At 58.5% G+C, this 15,096-nt stretch carries 20 protein-coding genes; 12 read left to right on the top strand and 8 right to left on the bottom strand.

The annotated features are described in order from the left end of the window. Window positions 1–71 precede the first annotated feature (71 nt). The 3 genes from LA304_RS13385 to LA304_RS13375 all read right to left on the bottom strand — a co-directional run bounded on the left by LA304_RS13385 (window position 72) and on the right by LA304_RS13375 (window position 1,493). Complete coding sequence (locus tag LA304_RS13385; RefSeq protein ID WP_066608699.1) at window positions 72–308, bottom strand: F0F1 ATP synthase subunit C; 237 nt, start codon at window positions 306–308, stop codon at window positions 72–74. 61 nt (window positions 309–369) lie between these two features. Beyond that, the gene (locus LA304_RS13380) at window positions 370–1,125 is read right to left on the bottom strand and encodes a F0F1 ATP synthase subunit A (RefSeq protein WP_224503664.1); all 756 of its coding nucleotides are present in this window, start codon (window positions 1,123–1,125) and stop codon (window positions 370–372) included. Window positions 1,126–1,127: 2 nt separating this feature from the next. After that, window positions 1,128–1,493 (bottom strand): AtpZ/AtpI family protein, encoded by a 366-nt coding sequence (locus LA304_RS13375; protein WP_224503663.1) that lies wholly within the window; start codon window positions 1,491–1,493, stop codon window positions 1,128–1,130. 230 nt (window positions 1,494–1,723) lie between these two features. Between LA304_RS13375 and LA304_RS13370 the strand changes: the two genes are divergently transcribed. Next, window positions 1,724–2,080: an ArsR/SmtB family transcription factor gene (locus LA304_RS13370; RefSeq protein ID WP_224503662.1), complete on the top strand. Its 357-nt coding sequence runs from the start codon at window positions 1,724–1,726 to the stop codon at window positions 2,078–2,080. 202 nt (window positions 2,081–2,282) lie between these two features. Here LA304_RS13370 and LA304_RS13365 read toward each other — a convergent pair whose 3' ends face one another. The 4 genes from LA304_RS13365 to LA304_RS13350 all read right to left on the bottom strand — a co-directional run bounded on the left by LA304_RS13365 (window position 2,283) and on the right by LA304_RS13350 (window position 5,566). Next, window positions 2,283–2,696: a universal stress protein gene (locus tag LA304_RS13365; RefSeq protein ID WP_224503661.1), complete on the bottom strand. Its 414-nt coding sequence runs from the start codon at window positions 2,694–2,696 to the stop codon at window positions 2,283–2,285. Between the two features lie 83 nt (window positions 2,697–2,779). Then, the gene (locus tag LA304_RS13360) at window positions 2,780–3,679 is read right to left on the bottom strand and encodes a DMT family transporter (RefSeq protein WP_224503660.1); all 900 of its coding nucleotides are present in this window, start codon (window positions 3,677–3,679) and stop codon (window positions 2,780–2,782) included. Window positions 3,680–3,782: 103 nt separating this feature from the next. Then, window positions 3,783–4,691 carry a LysR family transcriptional regulator gene (locus LA304_RS13355; RefSeq protein WP_224503659.1) on the bottom strand — a complete coding sequence of 303 codons (909 nt, stop codon included), beginning with the start codon at window positions 4,689–4,691 and terminating at the stop codon, window positions 3,783–3,785. 68 nt (window positions 4,692–4,759) lie between these two features. Further along, entirely contained in the window at window positions 4,760–5,566 is an 807-nt protein-coding gene (locus LA304_RS13350) for a putative nucleotide-diphospho-sugar transferase (RefSeq protein WP_224503658.1), read from the bottom strand. Between the two features lie 301 nt (window positions 5,567–5,867). Here LA304_RS13350 and ffh point away from each other — a divergent pair, with 301 nt between their 5' ends. The 11 genes from ffh (at window position 5,868) to rpmE (ending at window position 13,188) form a co-directional block, all read left to right on the top strand. After that, window positions 5,868–7,379, top strand: coding sequence for a signal recognition particle protein (gene ffh / locus LA304_RS13345; RefSeq protein WP_224503657.1), 1,512 nt, complete (start codon window positions 5,868–5,870; stop codon window positions 7,377–7,379). Further along, the gene (locus LA304_RS13340; RefSeq protein ID WP_224503656.1) at window positions 7,380–7,931 is read left to right on the top strand and encodes a GNAT family N-acetyltransferase; all 552 of its coding nucleotides are present in this window, start codon (window positions 7,380–7,382) and stop codon (window positions 7,929–7,931) included. A gap of 88 nt (window positions 7,932–8,019) precedes the next feature. Continuing rightward, the gene (locus LA304_RS13335; RefSeq protein ID WP_224503655.1) at window positions 8,020–8,319 is read left to right on the top strand and encodes a chorismate mutase; all 300 of its coding nucleotides are present in this window, start codon (window positions 8,020–8,022) and stop codon (window positions 8,317–8,319) included. A gap of 49 nt (window positions 8,320–8,368) precedes the next feature. Then, window positions 8,369–8,746, top strand: coding sequence for a 30S ribosomal protein S16 (gene rpsP, locus LA304_RS13330; RefSeq protein ID WP_224503654.1), 378 nt, complete (start codon window positions 8,369–8,371; stop codon window positions 8,744–8,746). Between the two features lie 146 nt (window positions 8,747–8,892). Then, the gene (gene bluB, locus LA304_RS13325) at window positions 8,893–9,540 is read left to right on the top strand and encodes a 5,6-dimethylbenzimidazole synthase (protein ID WP_224503653.1); all 648 of its coding nucleotides are present in this window, start codon (window positions 8,893–8,895) and stop codon (window positions 9,538–9,540) included. Window positions 9,541–9,576: 36 nt separating this feature from the next. Further along, the gene (gene rimM / locus LA304_RS13320; protein WP_224503652.1) at window positions 9,577–10,086 is read left to right on the top strand and encodes a ribosome maturation factor RimM; all 510 of its coding nucleotides are present in this window, start codon (window positions 9,577–9,579) and stop codon (window positions 10,084–10,086) included. Further along, entirely contained in the window at window positions 10,083–10,859 is a 777-nt protein-coding gene (locus LA304_RS13315; protein ID WP_224503651.1) for a hypothetical protein, read from the top strand. Before rimM ends, LA304_RS13315 begins: the two co-directional genes overlap by 4 nt. 39 nt (window positions 10,860–10,898) lie before the next feature. Next, window positions 10,899–11,747 (top strand): tRNA (guanosine(37)-N1)-methyltransferase TrmD, encoded by an 849-nt coding sequence (gene trmD, locus LA304_RS13310; RefSeq protein WP_224503650.1) that lies wholly within the window; start codon window positions 10,899–10,901, stop codon window positions 11,745–11,747. 71 nt (window positions 11,748–11,818) lie between these two features. Next, complete coding sequence (locus LA304_RS13305) at window positions 11,819–12,310, top strand: hypothetical protein (RefSeq protein WP_224503649.1); 492 nt, start codon at window positions 11,819–11,821, stop codon at window positions 12,308–12,310. 264 nt (window positions 12,311–12,574) lie between these two features. Then, window positions 12,575–12,949: a 50S ribosomal protein L19 gene (gene rplS, locus LA304_RS13300; protein WP_224503648.1), complete on the top strand. Its 375-nt coding sequence runs from the start codon at window positions 12,575–12,577 to the stop codon at window positions 12,947–12,949. 17 nt (window positions 12,950–12,966) lie between these two features. Continuing rightward, entirely contained in the window at window positions 12,967–13,188 is a 222-nt protein-coding gene (gene rpmE / locus LA304_RS13295) for a 50S ribosomal protein L31 (RefSeq protein ID WP_224503647.1), read from the top strand. Between the two features lie 64 nt (window positions 13,189–13,252). On the opposite strand, the gene LA304_RS13290 is transcribed toward rpmE, so the two are convergent. Next, a complete protein-coding gene (locus LA304_RS13290; RefSeq protein ID WP_224503646.1) occupies window positions 13,253–14,887 on the bottom strand; it encodes an OmpA family protein in 1,635 nt (544 codons plus the stop codon). Window positions 14,888–15,096 lie beyond the last annotated feature (209 nt).

Genomic DNA, 15,096 nt, shown 5'->3' with positions numbered 1-15,096 from the left:
GGGAGAGACCCCTGATTTTACGCGAGGGTGGGTCTAGGAGACCCACCCTGCCGTAAGGATGGAGCGTCAGATCAGACGGCGAACATCAGCAGAAGAGCGACGAGGAACGAGAAGATCCCCAGTGCTTCTGCGAAGGCCATGCCGATGAAGAGGGTCGCGGTTTGCGACGCAGCGGCGGACGGGTTGCGAAGAGCGCCGGAGAGGTAGTTACCTGCAACGTTACCCACACCCATAGCAGCGCCGCCCATGCCGATAGCCGTGAGGCCGACGCCGATGTATTTGCCGAGTTCTGCGATATTGCCTTCCATTGTCTTATCTCCTTACGTTGGAATTGGCTTAGATAGAGTTCGAACCTGAATGCAGGCGGTCTTAGTGGACCGGATGCAGCGCGTCTTTCAGATAAACGCAGGTCAGAATGGTGAACACGTAGGCCTGAATGAAGGCCACGAGAATTTCGAGACCGTACATCGCGGTGATCGCGAGGACGGAGACCGGGGAGATCGCAGCGATAGCAGCGAAGCCGGCGAAAACTTTGATCACGGCGTGACCAGCCATCATGTTACCCGCAAGACGAATAGAGTGGCTGACCGGACGCACGAAGTAGGAAATCAACTCGATCACGGCGAGAAGCGGACGCACAGCCATCGGTGCGGAGCTAACCCAGAAGAGAGCGAGGAATTTTGTGCCGTTTTTCGCAAAGCCGAGGATGGTCACGAAGAGGAACACGAGGAGCGCCAGAACACCTGTCACCGCGATGTGGGACGTGGTGGTGAAGGAGAGCGGCAGCAGGCCGAGCATGTTCGAGAAAACGATGAAGATGAAGAGCGTCATCACGTAGGGGAAGTACTTCACAGCATCTTTGCCGGTGACGTCTTCAATCATCTTGTAGACGAAGCCGTAGGTCAGTTCCGCGACGGACTGGCCTTTGGACGGGACCATGGCGCGACCGCGGGAGCCAACAACCAGAAGCAGGATCACACCGACGATGGACAATGCCATCCACAGCGTCACGTTGGTAATTGTGTACCAATGAACCGCGCCGTCACCGAAAAGCGGGGTGACTTTGAACTGGTCCATCGGGTGAAAGACCAGGCTGCTCTCGGAACCATGTGCTTCAGTCGCCACGTTCAATCCCTCTCATCACTTGCGGGTGTCCCCGCGTTCGTCCCATGGGCCGCGCCGTTCGCTTCGGCAATCTGGCCCTTCTCGATCTCTTTGGCAGTTCGCATCATCGTTTTGACGCCCGCCGCAAGACCAAATCCTATAAACAGCACGAGAAACAGCGGGGTCGTCCCCAAGGCCTTGTCCAGCCCGTATCCCATGCCGAAGCCGATCAGAAGTCCGGCTACCAACTCTGTCACCATCCGCCATGCCATATTGGCCTGGGAAAAGTGCTCTTCACCTCGGGAGGTTCTCGGCTCTTGCGCCTTCTTTGCCTTTTCGAGCCGTTCTTCCAAAGCGCGTAAACGCTCGGGATCATGCGGATCGGTCATGGCAAATAGCCCCCTCGGTCACTTGGCGGCAAACTATGTGGGGGGTGCTTCAGAGTCAACGCGGAATTAACGCCCTCGGCGCATATCTAATTTATTGATATTTATGTATTTTATAGATTTCTCAGATTCCGCCGACCGCCCCCAACCACCGCGTTAGCGCAAAACGCTCTCATTTTCGTTATTCAACCAAATGGTTGACCAAACAGCGGGCGCAGCCTATCGGCTTGGACATGTCGCATGATCTCGATCTCATCTTTGCCGCCCTTGCAGACCCTACCCGGCGCAACATCCTCATGATGCTGCTGGAGGATGATATGGCCGTGACAGATGTCGCAGAGCCATTCGAGATGTCACTGGCTGCCGTCTCCAAGCACCTCACGATCCTAACTCGTGCAGGTCTCATCGCGCAGGAAAAACGCGGGCGTGTGAAATGGTGCAAACTGGAACCCGATGCGATGAAGGCCGCGTCGATCTGGATGCAGGGCTTCGGGCAGTTCGAGGAACTGGATCTGGATGGCCTTGAGCGGTTTCTTGAGAAGGAACTGTCCAGCACTTCCGAGGGCGGCCCTTCGGCGACCGCAGACTGAACCCGCCGCAACAAAAAACGCGCCGCGAAAGCAGCGCGTCTTTAGAGAGATGCGTCTCGTGTGTCGCTTAGGCGACAAAATTCAGGATAGCGCCGACCACAACAACGAGACCGACGAGATAGATGATAGAGTTCATAACCCTTCTCCACGTTTGTTCAGTTGCAAAGACAACGCGGAAAAGGGCCAAGGGTTCCGTTGCGCCTTAGCGGACCACGAAGACCGACATCTTGGAATGCGAAGCCAGCGTGCCTGCATTCGAGCCAAAGATATACTCGACGAAGCCCGGCACATGGCTGGCCATCACGACCAAATCAGCGCCCAACTCTTCACTGGCTTTCATCAGAAGCGCATCAAGATCGATCCGCAAGTCAGTTGCAATCACCGGGTGTGGTGACACCGGACGCCCATAGCGATCTGCGAGTTCCTTCGCGAATTTCGCCAGCCGCGCCTCATATTCAGCAGGCGTATGACCCAATTCATGCGGCGTTTCGGGTGCGACCCCCACCACGTGAACGCCGGCATCGTATTGCGAAGCGAGATCGCCCGCGACACTCAAGGCTTTCTCAAGCCGGTCCACATGGCCAAGATCTACCGGAATAACGATTGTTTTAAACATCTCTCCTCCTCCACCCCTGCTTGTGCAGAGTATTTGGAGTATACCACAAACCCGAAGGAGCCGATTTGCGGAAGGTCAAGCCCTCAAGCTTCGTGCTTGAGCAGGAGATAAAGTGCGAGAATGGTGAGCCCGATTCCCCCGAACACGAGCGCCCCCGGCACGCCGTGTCCGAGACCAAACTCCCAAATGATCACCCAAGAGGGGACCAGATAGGTATAGGCCATCACCTTTGCGCTCGCGAGACGCACCGACGCATAGGCCAGCAGTGACGCCGTAATCGTCGTCGCAAAGATCGTAATGTAGCCGATTGCAATCCAGACGATCGCCGGCAGGTTCATCCAATCTGTCTCGAGCACATCTTTCCAGCCAAACAAGACAATCACGATAGACGCCGCCGACAGAACAAAGAACGTAAAGACAAAGGTTCGTTCACCATGGGACAGGCGAGGCACCAGCGGCGTGTAAACGGCATGCGCGATGACGCCGACGAAATATATCGCTTCGCCACGACCAACCTCAAACGCCAGAAGCGCGTGAATATCGCCTTTGAAAATCACCCAGAGCGCACCCACAGCACCGATGGCAAGCGCCGTGGCGATCCGTTTCGTCGTGATTTGACGCATGATAATATAGCCGAACCCCGCCGCGAGCACCGGCGTCAGGGTAAAGATTGCAGCGGTCGACACCGGCTTGGCCGTTTTCAGGCCGAAAAACATCATGACGAAGTAAAAGGCAAAGATGCCCCCGAGGATCGCGTAGCGCCACGGTTGGCGAAACGCCTCTTTCGGAATGCCGCCGGTCGAGGCCGCGATGATGCCGACGATCACGGCCGCCGAAAAGAACCGCACCGCGTTAAGCGCGAGTGGCGTGATGTCGTTCGCCGCCATCGAGCCGAGAGAAAATGATCCCGCGACAAGAAACGAAAACGTCAGCATCGCCATGTGACCATTGCGGCGATCTTTTGGGGAGGCGGGATGTGGCACGGGTAATATCTCGCGAAATGAATATGTCAGATTGCCAGAGATTTACGCCCAGCCGCACCAAAGGTCTACTCTGCGATTTGCACAGCGCCCTGTGGAGCTATGCTCACTCAGTATCGCCGAATTCATTCGGCCACTCTTTGGCCCGCGCTTTTAGGAAAGTCAGGAAGGCCTGAACCTTTGGCGTCCGGTGCAAATCGACGTGGGTCACAAGCCAGTTCTGGCTGTCCCATTCGATCTTCGGCGGGATGAGTTCGATCAGCGCATCGTTCTTTCCTGCCATCCAAGTCGGGAGGAACCCGGCACCAGCCCCCGCCACAACAGCCTCAGCCATCGCTTCAGAATCCGATGTGCGGAAGACGATTTGGCTCGGGGGGACGTTCGCCGTAATCCAGACCATAAAGGGCGCACGAGACGCCGGATCGTCAAGGGTCACAAAACGCAGCCCTTTGATAAGTTCCGCTTCGCCGCCTTTCGGAACGCCGTGACGGTCGAGATAGGATTTGTGCGCGTAGAGACCGTAGCGCTGTTTGTAGAACGGCTGGACGACGTTATCCGGCTCCTGCGGCGGTTTGCCTGCGCGGATCGCTACGTGGGCCTCGCCGTATTCGAGGCGGAACAGACGCTCGCCCGCGAGATAGCGGACGGTCAGGCCGGGATGGTCGATCTGGAAATCGGTGAGGATCGGCGCGAGCAGCGGGGCAAGGCCCGGCAGCGACGTCACGACCAACTCGCCCGCCACCTCTTCGCCGCGACCTTTGATACGGGACACGAGGTGAGAGAGCTGGTCATCTGTGGTCTGCGCGACTTTCAGGAGATCGAGACCAGCCTCCGTCGGCGTGTAGCCGCGCGCGTGGCGCTGGAACAGTTTGACGCCGAGGCGTCCCTCGAGGCTGTCGATATGCCGGATCACGGTGGCGTGGTGCACGCCCAACGCCTGCGCAGCGCCCGAGACGGTGCCCATTTTGGCGACCTGAAAGGCGGTGCGGAATTCATCCCAGTTTTCGACGGACATATACGGCCCCTTGTGCGCAGAAGAACGTTCCTGCGCAACAGTCCATCGAAACGTTTAAATTCGCAAGGTTATTTTACAGAAACCCGCAGATCCGCCCACCTCTGTGCCGCTTCGGGCAGGTCTCCGTCCCATTCTTGAGCAAGTGCCGCACGTTCGACTTTCAGCAGAGCCTCCAGAGACGCGATCCGTTCCGCTCCGCTGCGCATGTGATCCTGAAACCGGTGCGAATGCAGCACGGTCGGCACGGCATCGAGCGGCTCCCACGCGTCTAACATCGTCACACGGCGCAAGTTGAACTCCGGCGGCAACACATAATACCGCAGATCGCTCTCCCAGAGCAGGTCTTTCAGAATGATCTGATCCCGCTCAACCGCATCATCCGCGAAGAACCGCTCCGCCCACTCCTCGAGAAACGCCAGCATCGCCTCGGACTTGCGATAGAGGAACACACCGGAGTTGTGCTGCGGGAAGGCATAGGGCGTCTTGTGGTCCCGCCCCTGCCGGATCAACTCCCAATCACGGCGCACGTCATGGGTCAGCGCACACTCGAACCGGTCTAGAATCCCGAAGAGATCTCCAAGCGGCGCGAGGAACAGTGTGTCCGAGTCCATAAAGAGCGTCCGCTCGAACCGCGAATTCGGCATCGCGCGCAGCTTTTCCCGAGGGTGCATGTCATAACACGCCGTCACCCGATCAAAGAGCCCGCGCGGCAGGTTCTCCGGCAAATCGGTCACAAGGTCGATGGCAATCGTCGGCTCATGCTCTCGCAGGCTCCGTGCGGACTGAATTGCCAGATCAACGTAATCGGGCCCACCAGCCACATACAAAACGCCGTCGCGCGGCGCCGGTTCGGGAAATGCAGACAGATCGTTCATAGCGACCCCTTTGAAAACAGCTTTGCAATCAGGTAGCGGAAACATCGAAAGTCTCCACAATACTTGACTCCTCATACGCACGCGCGTAGAGACCGGATCAAATTTCCCGGAAGTGTGAGTCTTCCGGTCCTCAGGCTACAGGCCAGGATCGCCCCCCGTCAGCGTTGTACGCCCACGGGGGCAAAGGTGCATTTGCACGTTCGGGGTTTCAATTCGCCGCTTCGTCCCCAGATGAAGCACATCGTCAACGGCCTCCGACCTTAGGGGCACCCCGAACGGTCACGACACAGGAGAATGGCCCATGTTTGAAAATCTGTCTGATCGCCTGTCCGGCGTCTTCGACAAGCTCACCAAACAGGGTGCGTTGTCCGAAGACGATGTGAAAACCGCGCTGCGCGAAGTCCGCGTTGCCCTGCTTGAGGCCGACGTCTCGCTTTCTGTGGCCCGCGACTTTGTCAAAGCCGTCTCTGACAAGGCCACCGGCCAAGCCGTCACCAAATCCGTTACCCCCGGCCAGCAGGTCGTCAAGATCGTGCACGACGAACTCGTCCACGTTCTCGCGGGTGATGAGGGTGAGATTGGCTCGCTTAAGGTCGACAACGCCCCCGCACCGATCCTCATGGTCGGTCTTCAGGGTGGTGGTAAAACCACGACCACCGCGAAACTCGCCAAACGTCTGAAAGAGAAACAGGGCAAACGCGTCCTGATGGCCTCTCTCGACATCTACCGTCCGGCGGCTCAGGACCAGCTCAAAGTCCTCGGTGAGCAGATCGGCGTCGACACCCTGCCGATCGTGCCAGGTCAGTCCGCCGCAGACATCGCCCGCCGCGCCAAGCAACAGGCGACGATGGGTGGCTATGACGTTTACATGCTCGACACCGCAGGTCGTCTCTCCATCGACGAAACGCTCATGGCCGAGGTCGAAGAGGTCCGCAACCTCACCTCCCCGCGTGAGACGCTTCTCGTTGTTGACGGTCTGACCGGTCAGGACGCTGTCCACACCGCAGAAAACTTTGACGAACGCATCGGCATCTCCGGCGTGGTCCTCACCCGTATGGATGGTGACGGCCGTGGCGGTGCAGCGCTCTCCATGCGCGCAGTCACCGGCAAGCCGATCAAATTTGTCGGTCTCGGCGAAAAGATGGACGCCCTCGAAGAGTTCCATCCGGAACGCGTCGCTGGCCGCATCCTCGGCATGGGCGACATCGTTGCCCTCGTCGAGAAGGCACAGGAAACCATCGAGGCCGAGCAAGCCGAACGCATGATGAAGCGCTTCCAGAAGGGCCGTTTCAACATGAACGACCTGAAGATGCAGCTCGAGCAGATGCAGAAGATGGGCGGCATGGAAAGCATCATGGGCATGATGCCGGGCATGGGCAAAATGGCGAAACAGGTGCAGGACGCCGGTTTCGACGACAAAATCATCGCGCGCCAGATCGCCCTCGTGAACTCCATGACCAAGAAAGAGCGCGCCAACCCGCAGCTCCTTCAGGCCTCCCGCAAAAAGCGGATCGCCAAAGGCGCCGGTCTCGAAGTCGCCGAACTGAACAAACTTCTCAAAATGCACCGCCAGATGGCCGACATGATGAAGAAGATGGGCAAAATGGGCAAAGGCGGCATGCTGAAACAGGCTGTGAAAGGCATGTTCGGCAAAGGCGGCCCGCAGGGTCTCGAAGATATGGATCCGGCGAAAATGGCCGAAGCGACCAAGCAGCTTCAGGGCGCGATGCCGAAAGGTATGCCCGGTGGTCTGCCGGGTCTCGGCGGCCCGTCCTTGCCGCCCGGTCTCTCCGGTTTCGGGAAAAAGAAATAAATGACCGTCGCACCCACCATAGAAACGCAGCGCCTCCGCCTGCGCGCGCATGTCGAAGGGGACTTTGCCCCCTACGCCGACATGTTCGCGTCCGAGCGGTCGCGCCACATGCATGGCCCGCTCGACCGGCGTCAGGCGTGGTTCGCGTTCTGTGGTGATGTGGCCCAGTGGTCCCTGATGGGTCACGGCGCATGGGCAGTTGAACGTCGCGAAGATCAGGCCCTCATCGGTCAGGTCGCTCTGAACAAACCGCCGCATTTTCCGGAACTGGAATTGGGCTGGGTTCTGTTCGACGGGTTCGAAGGCAAAGGGTATGCGACGGAGGCCGCGATGGCCGCGCGTGACTATGCCTACGCGGAACTCGGTGAAGAAAGCGTCGTGTCTTACGTGACGCCGGACAACACCCGCTCCATCGCTGTCGCGGAACGTCTCGGCGCAATGCGTGACGATGCGGCCCCGCGTCCGGATGGGGAGGGCGCCGATGAGGTTCTCGTATTCCGTCACCCGAGCGCTGACGCCCTCATGGATGGCGGCATGGAGGCCTACGCATGACCTCTGTGTTTTTCACCCAGTGCCCGACACTTTGCCCGACAAAAGTCCGACACTTGTCCGACACCATTCCGACAGGGAGTTTTGCGCAATGAACGAGACCCAAATGCGCGCAGCCGAGATCCTCAAGGAGCACCGCGAAAGCATTGATCGCCTCGACGCGATCCTTGTCTACACCCTCGGGGAACGGTTCAAACACACCCAAGCGGTCGGCAAACTCAAAGCCGCTCACGACCTTCCGCCGTCCGATCCGGCGCGCGAAGAGAAACAGATTGCCCGGCTCGAAGACCTCGCCAAACGCGCGGACCTCGATCCGGAATTCGCTAAAGAGTTCCTGAAATTCATCATTCAGGAAGTCATCCACCATCACGAAAAACACCAGGATTGCTAAGGCCTTACACGGACCTTGGCTCAATAGTCAGACTTAGGAGAAACACATCATGGCTATCAAAATTCGTCTCGCCCGCGGCGGTTCCAAAAAACGCCCGTTCTACCGCATCGTTGCTGCTGACTCCCGCATGCCGCGCGATGGCCGCTTCCTCGAGAAGCTCGGCACCTACAACCCGCTCCTGCCGAAAGACAGCGAAGAGCGCGTGAAAATGGACCTCGAGCGCGTTCAATACTGGCTCGGCCAAGGCGCACAGCCGACCGACCGTATCTCCCGCATGCTCGAAGCTGCTGGCGTCGTTGCGAAAAAAGAGCGCAGCAACCCGAAGAAAGCCGTTCCGGGCAAAAAAGCTCAGGACCGCGCTGAAGAGAAAGCTGCAAAAGCTGCTGAGGCCGCTGAAGCTGCTGCTGAAGCAACCGCAGAAGAGTAATTCTTCTCGGACTGCGATCAGTCGCCTTTCGGGCGCAGGCGCCTTTGCCTGCGCCTTTTTTGACTCTGGCGGGAACTTTGCCGCCAGAGGGTAGTTATGTGTCAGTGTCGTCATCTGCGACGACATTTGAAAAAGGTTCGCCACACATGGAAGACCAACCTCTCTTCGGCCAATTCTCCCAATCTTTCCGCAACGATTTCAACGAACTGCTCCGCTGGCGCCGCGATGTGCGCCGGTTTCGGAGCGATGCCGTTGACCCCGACGCGCTCGAACGCTGCTTGACCGCGTTCTCACTCGCGCCGTCCGTCGGACTGTCCCAACCGTGGCGGATCGTGCGGGTCGAAAGTGATGCGGCACGCGCCAATGCGCTCAAGAACTTCGAAACCGCCAACGCAAATGCACTCGGCGGATATGAGGGGGAGACGGCGCAGAAATACGCCTCTCTCAAACTCACCGGCATGCGCGAAGCACCTGTTCAGATTGCTGTCTTCTGTGATGAGGGCACGGCCACCGGCAAAGGTCTCGGCATTCAGACAATGCCGGAAATGCTCCGCTATTCCGTCGTCTCCGCGATCATGCAGTTCTGGCTCATGCTCCGCGCTGAGGGGATCGGCCTCGGTTGGGTGTCCATTCTAAACCCGAAAAGCCTATCTCAATCCCTCGACATTCCGGAAGACTGGAGCCTCGTCGGCTATCTCTGCATCGGCTATCCGGAGCAAGAAAGCCTAGAGCCAGAGTTGCAGGCCGCAGGTTGGGAAACACGACAGTCTTGCCCCGAGATTCTGGAACGGTAATCTGGGCACAAATCAGAGCCTGAGAGAGAGCCGAACATGGGTGAACCTAGAATTCTCGTCGGAGCCATCGCCGGTTCATTTGGCGTGCATGGCGAAGTGCGGATCAAAAGCTTTTGCGCCGACCCGGAGGCGATCGCGGAGTATTCGCCGCTCACCTCCGAAGACGGGGCGACGCATTACGAGCTCACCCTGACGCGGGTCATCAAGAACGGCTTTGCCGGACGTCTGGAAGGTGTTGAGACCAAGGAAGAGGCGGACGCCCTCAAAGGCGTCACGCTCTTTGCCGAACGTGACCAGCTTCCTTCCCTGCCCGACGACGAATTCTACCACGCAGACCTGATCGGGCTGGATGTTCTCGACACAGGCGGGACCAAGCTTGGCACGGTCCGCAACGTGTTGAACCACGGCGCGGGAGACCTTCTCGAGGTGCACGGCCCAAACCTCAAAACGCCTGCCCTGCTCCCGTTCACGCTCAAGAACGTCCCGACAGTCGACCTCAAATCCGGCCGGATTATTGCTGACCCGCCGGAGGGCCTCTTCGAGTGAGCCGACGGATTGTCATTCATGCCGGTTTCCACAAGACCGGCACGACGACAGTGCAGAATACTCTGGCCCTCAACGCGCCCCTCCTCCTGCCACACGCCGAGATTTACTTGCAGGAAGGGATCAGCCTTCTCGCGCTCCGCAAAGCCGCGCTCGACTTTTCCGGCAATCGCTGCAAGGCGACAAAGGCTGTCATCGTCGAGAAAGCCACTGAGTTTTTTGCCTCGCTCGATAGATCGGACCCACGACCGATTTTGATCAGTAGCGAGAGTCTCTCCGGGCATTTCCCCGGCTCATCCGGTGTCGGGAAATACGGATCGGCGCCGATCATTATCTCACTGCTTTATCAAGCATGGAGAGACGTTACCGGATCTGAGGATACCTTCTGCGCGTATTACTCGACACGACGCGAAGGATGGCTTGCGTCCTGCCACTGGCAGCGGTTGAAGGCGTCCCGGCTCAAGCTTGGCCTCGATGAGTATATCGCGAAATATCACGCTGCGGCGGATCACCCGAAGATCTTGGACGACATCCGCGACCGGATAGGCGATGAGGTGCTGTTCACGGCGACGCTTGAGGATATGGCGCATCCTATAGACCCTCTCCTTGCTCTGCTGAACCTCACGGAACTGCGCGCGAAACTCACCTTTCCGCCTGACGCGAACGTGTTCCCCGGAGAGGATGCGCGCGAGAAACTGCTCTCTCTGAACCGCTCAAAGGTTTGGGGCCCCGAATATGAACGCGAAAAGCTGGCCATTCTGGAAGGCCGCACCTGACCTATTTTCAAGGCTCCCACCGCGCGTTATAGGACACTCATGACTGACGAAAACACGCCTGAGCAGCCAGAAACCAAGTCCACGCAAGCCGCGAAATCGCACGGCCGCCTCGCCGTGCGCCCGACCTTGCGCCCGCGCGAGTTGATGACGAACACGCCGGATATCGTTGGTGTCTGGAAGGCGAAGATCATCACGCTCTTCCCGGATGCTTTCCCCGGCGTCTTGGGCGAAAGCCTCACGGGCAAAGCGCTCCAAGACGGCAAGTGGCAGCTCGAGCAGATCAACCTCCGCGATTTCGGCGTCGGCAAACACAAGAACGTTGATGACACCCCCGCAGGCGGCGGAGCAGGGATGGTGATCCGTCCCGATGTCATGGGTGAGGCCATTGATTTCGCGATGAACGGCCTCCCGCCGAACCGCAATGAATGGCCGCTCGTCTACTTGTCACCTCGCGGGAAACGGTTCGATCAGGCGACGGCGCAGCGGTGGTCCGAGGCGCGTGGCGTCACGATGATCTGCGGACGCTTTGAGGGCGTCGATGATCGCGTGCTGTTTCACTACGGGATCGAAGAAGTGTCGCTTGGCGATTTTGTCATGACAGGCGGTGAGATCGCGGCGCAGGCGATGATTGATGCGACCGTGCGCCTCCTGCCAGACGTGTTGGGCAATGCGGACAGCATCGAAGAAGAGAGCCACTCCAACGGCCTTCTGGAGCACCCGCAATTCACCCGCCCCGCAGAATGGCGCGGCCTGCCGATCCCGCCTGTGCTCATGTCCGGACACCACGGCAAGATCGCGGAATGGCGTCAGAAGATGTCCGAAAAGATCACCAAAGATCGTCGTCCCGATATGTGGGAAGCCTATCAGGCCAAAAATACGAAGGACTAGGCGCCCGAACCCTGATCAAAGCCGCCATGCAAGTTGCGTGGTAGACTGCGAGGATCAGGGAGGGGTTTGCAATGCGCCTATCAGCGAGGTTGATCGTCAACGGCATCTGGATTTCCGGCTTTCTCATTACGGCCATTGTGGGGGTCGTCGCGCGTGAGGTTTTGATCTCGCAGGGGAGAGGTGTCGTCACCATCGAACGCGGCATCGAACTCCTTATCCCGTTTGCGATCTGGTCAAATATCCCGTTCTTCCCGCTCGCATTGATTGTCCGATGGCGCCTCAAGAAGACGCTTGCAACGCGACCGAAAGACTATCTGCGAATAGTCTATATCGCGCTCGGAGCTTGGGCTGGCGCCGCAATCGTGCACGGTTTGTCGTTGTACGGTTCAATGACCTACTCGGGACCTGGTGGGTTTGCGGAGGTCGTCTCCATGATGATTGTGCTGTCGATAATCACCGTGCCAGCAATGATCCTCTATTACGGCGGCGGAGCTGTGGTTGGCGCGCTCGTCGGAGCAGTGGCGCACCGGATCAGTTTTGGCCCACCGGATTGGGAAAACTAATCCATAGAATCCCTCAAACCCCTTGCCACGTTGGGCATATCTGCCTATACACCGCCCGTCTGGCATCGGAATCGATGCGCGGGCCTTTTTGCTATTTGCCGGACGGCTTCTTCTCTGTCCAACACGGCAACGCAGATTGATCAAAGCAAAGACGACCTGAACCCTCCGGCGGGCATCATATGGATGGACCCGATCGAAGACGCGGAGCTCTGAGGCAGTTGAAACCTTCGTGGACAAAACCACGAGCAAATTGGAGTTTAAGCGATGGATCTTATCGCCCAGCTTGAAGCCGAGCAAATCGAAGCTCTCGGCAAAACCATCCCGGACTTTAAAGCCGGTGACACCATCCGCGTCGGTTACAAAGTGACCGAGGGTTCGCGCACCCGTGTGCAGAACTACGAAGGTGTCTGCATCTCCCGTAAGAACGGCAAAGGCATTGCCGGCTCCTTCACGGTTCGCAAAATTTCCTTCGGTGAAGGCGTTGAGCGTGTGTTCCCGCTCTACTCCACCAACATCGAAACCATCGAGGTTGTTCGTCGCGGTAAAGTCCGTCGTTCGAAACTCTACTACCTCCGTTCGCGTCGCGGCAAATCTGCCCGTATCGCAGAAGTCACCAACTACAAGCCGCTCGACGCGTAAGCCAGAGGAACGCTCAGATGAAAAAAGACATCCATCCCGATTACCACTTCATCGACGTCAAAATGACCGACGGCACCGTTGTCAAAATGCGCTCCACCTGGGGTGCAGAAGGCGACCAGCTGGCTCTCGACATCGATCCGTCCGCTCACCCGGCATGGACCGGCGGCAACTCCCGTCTTCTGGACGCTGGTGGCCGTGTGTCCAAATTCAAAAACAAATACGCTGGCCTCGGCTTCTAAGCCTCACACCAGTCGGATACACAAAGGCCCGCCAATTTGGCGGGCCTTTTCTTTTTCAGTAGCCTTACTGGTCAACCGATCCCGTGAGAAGCGGAGTGATCACTCGCACGGCTGCACGGCGGTTTGCACGCTCGGCATCGACAGTCGGAACCTTGAGATAGCGTTCACCATACCCCTGCACGATCATGTTTTCCGGCGGGACATCGAAATACTCAGTCAGGGCGAGCGCAAGACTTTCGGCACGGCGATCAGACAGAGCAAGGTTCATGGTCGCTGCACCGACTGCGTCCGTGTGACCCTCTACGAGAAACACCTCACGAGGGTTCTCGGCAATCGCGTCACGCATCGCACGGCCAAGGGCGGCCAGTTCTTCCGCCTCGGACGGCGTGATCGCGGCAGAGCCAGTGCGGAAGTTCACATTGGTGAGCTCAATCTCCGGCGCCAGCTCACGCACCGCGCGGATCGAGCGGATCTGGCTCAATGAAAAGCGACGGCCAACGGCATCCGATTGCGCTTGGCTCGCCGCCAAGGCTGCGCGCAGAGCGGCATCCTCACCATCCTGCTCATAAGTAACGGTTTTCTGCGTCGTCTCCGGCAGTGCGGCGACATCCACGTCCTCGACCGCTTGCGTGTCGTCAAACAGAACCACACGCGTGCCGTCCACGAGCACACGCTCACGACGCAGCACACGACCATCTGCTGACCGGATTGTAATCACCTGCGCACCGTTCTCACGGTTGAGCGTCGTGCGGGTAGACCCGTCGCTGAACGTCTCGGTCGTCACTTGCGACCCCGGCTGACGCAGAAGCGCGTCATCATTTTTCAACACACGAAGCTGACCGTCACGTTCGACAATCACACGATCGCCCGTGTTGGCCACCACCTCATCGTCAGCGGACAGCACTTCACCGATCACGGCTGCGCCAACCGCACCAATGAGGAACTTCTCCAGATCGGACAATCCGTCATCTTTGGACTTCGGAGACGCGGTGGCTTCGAATTCTTCGCTAGAGGATCGCGCCGTTTCCTCGGTAACGGTCTCGGTCTGAACCTCGACGTCCTCACCCTCGGCCGCCACGTCCGCCTGAGCCGCGACAGCCGACGTCTCGGCCTCCTCTTTTGCGGCAGCATTGGCTTCTTCAATCGCCTGCTGTTGCAAGAGTTCCTCGGTCATCTCGACGGCTTCGGCTTCACCGGGCGCGGGCTCCTCCGCCGCCTCAGTGGTGGACGCCGTTTCCTCGGTCAGCGGCTCCGCTTCAACTCCGGCATCGATCTCTTGAGCAACGATCGTTTCGCTTTCGATCTCCTCTACGTCAGCCGCAGAGGCATCTTCCGCCAACTCCTCCGCGAGGATTTCTTCCTCGACGACTTCTTCGTGCTCGATATCTGCGGCAACTTCTTCGCCCGGGGTTGTCGGCTCAGTGTTGCCTTCTGAGACGGAAGCTTCTCCTTCAATGTCGACATCCGGCGCAGCAATCCCGAGTGCCTCGAGGGCGCGCTCCACCGTCACTTGCCGACCATTCTTCAACAAGATCATACCCTCTGGCGTCAGGCAGGGCGGTTGGGCATCGACACATTCTTCGATCGCCGCTTCAAGCAGACGCTCCCGCTCTGCGTCCTGCGCAACCGCAGGAACGAACGCGCCAAGACCGAACAAACCGAAACTCGTCGCTGCGGTTCCCAAAATTATACGTTTCATGAGTCTTCTCCCATTTCAGCACAGCAGCGTGAGTCCACCCTGCGTTCCGATGATAACGCGCGAACGGACGAAATCGTTTCATCAAGCAGCAGCGCAACAGGACAAGAGTGATCCCGAAAAGGGCGCGAAAGGGCCTTGCACGCCCCGTCAAAAAGTCGTCATACAGAGGGATAAAGAAATGTGATCGCATGGCGCAAAGTGCGACAAAT

The sequence above is a fragment of the Celeribacter litoreus genome, assembly GCF_020165855.1.
GTDB classification, from domain to species: domain Bacteria; phylum Pseudomonadota; class Alphaproteobacteria; order Rhodobacterales; family Rhodobacteraceae; genus Celeribacter; species Celeribacter litoreus.
This window is presented reverse-complemented; position numbering and strand designations above follow the sequence as displayed.